Here is a 1,602-nt window from a genome sequence, read left to right as displayed (position 1 = left end):
CTGATGACCTTTTCAACTTGGGTCTTTAACGTCTCGGTAGGTACTTCGCCCGTGAGCAAAACTTCACTATTAAAGCTGTCGATACTCATTCGGCTGGTTTGCTGCAGATTCTCTTGTAAACCATAGACATTTATCTTGGCGGTATGTTCAATACTACGATCAAGAAGGCGCTGCGGTATAGTACGTTCAGTGACTGGCACGCCGTATGTACCCTCAGTGCTATTGGTCAAATAGTTCGTCGTACAACCTGTCATCGCTATACTAGTGGCAAATGCTAGGCTTACTATCACTTTGTAAGATAAAGGTTTGGCAGCAGTTGCATACGTCCGTGTCATGGTTTACTCCATAAAGTTATTGGCTTGTTTTAGGACAAATTATTTCTGTGAGATTTTTTGTGATCGCTTAAAATATAATCTTTACTACGTGATGTCATTCTTTATTTATAGTGTATCTTCTTGCTATTTGAAACTTGTTAAATAGTAGCGACGACTTACCAAGCAGTAGTGACAAAGGCGCCTTTGAGCCACTCAGGTACTTCACTATCAAACAAAGTTGTAGTAGAAGGCACAACATCATAAGCTAATACATCAAAACGGCATTCATAATCGGCGAACTTTGGATGCTGCTGCAAAAAGCACTTAGCTGTCTTAATAATCTTTTTTTGTTTAGCTTGGGTTACGCTCATCGCAGCACTACCAAAACCTGAACGCTTACGCTGACGCACTTCAATAAAAACTAAAATTGGCCATGCTACGCCTGCCTCTATCATGACTAAATCGAGCTCACCGACTTTAGGCTGTTGCCAATTTTGAGCGATAAGCGTTAAGCCTTGTATCTGCAAAAACGAGCAAGCTTGCTGCTCAAAGTAGCCGCCTTGACGCTGTTTGGGTGAGGTCAATTGTAGCGGACGCTTGGCAATATTGGTGCTCCTTCGCTCGCTAGTATCACTGGTACTTAGATCAGCCATAATGCTGACTTCCTTGCCTGAACATTTCATAATTATCATAGCACAACATGCTAAACTAGCCATCTTAATACCCTGCATTTATGTTTTAGCACTTTTTTATCTTATTTATCGTCCAACTATCTTGAGGTCTTCATGTCTACTGTCACCGCGATGCCTGCCTGTCTTTATATCATCGCCACCCCTATCGGTAACTTAAATGATATGACGCCGCACGCTATCGATATCCTCAAACAAGTGGCTATTATCGCCTGCGAGGACACGCGCACCTCTGGCAAATTGCTCTCGCACTTTGGCATCAATACCAAAAACAAATCTGGTGACGCTCAAAGCAAGGCAGATGCATCAGACAAAGAGACAAAACTCGCTACAGATACTGACCGTGGACATAACAAATTGTGGGCGTATCACGAGCACAATCATGCCATTCAAACACCCAAAATTATCGAGATGATTCAGCAAGGACACTCGGTCGCGCTGATTAGCGATGCAGGTACGCCACTGGTTAGTGACCCCGGCTACCAGTTGGTGCAAGCTGCGCACGCAGCGGGCGTGAGCGTATCCCCTATCGTCGGTGCTTGCGCCGCTATTGGCGCGCTATCGGTCGCAGGACTGCCCTCGGATCGATTTAGCTTCAT

3 protein-coding genes are annotated in these 1,602 nt (G+C 44.6%); 1 reads left to right on the top strand and 2 read right to left on the bottom strand.

Going from position 1 to position 1,602, the window contains the following annotated elements; translation table 11 throughout:
- Together ACTXGO_RS13455 and ACTXGO_RS13450 are read right to left on the bottom strand one after the other, a co-directional pair.
- A partial coding sequence (locus ACTXGO_RS13455; protein ID WP_459112932.1) for a BON domain-containing protein occupies positions 1–335 on the bottom strand: 335 nt, incomplete at its 3' end.
- Positions 336–490: 155 nt separating this feature from the next.
- Positions 491–967 (bottom strand): YraN family protein, encoded by a 477-nt coding sequence (locus tag ACTXGO_RS13450; protein ID WP_443574875.1) that lies wholly within the window; start codon positions 965–967, stop codon positions 491–493.
- A gap of 132 nt (positions 968–1,099) precedes the next feature.
- On the opposite strand from ACTXGO_RS13450, the gene rsmI reads away from it, so the two are divergent.
- Positions 1,100–1,602, top strand: a 503-nt coding sequence (rsmI, locus tag ACTXGO_RS13445) for a 16S rRNA (cytidine(1402)-2'-O)-methyltransferase (RefSeq protein WP_443574874.1), incomplete at its 3' end; no start/stop codon positions are given.

Source organism: Psychrobacter sp. T6-1 (assembly GCF_052258445.1).
Note: the sequence above shows the minus strand (reverse complement) of the source record. Positions and strands in the feature narration are given on the sequence as shown.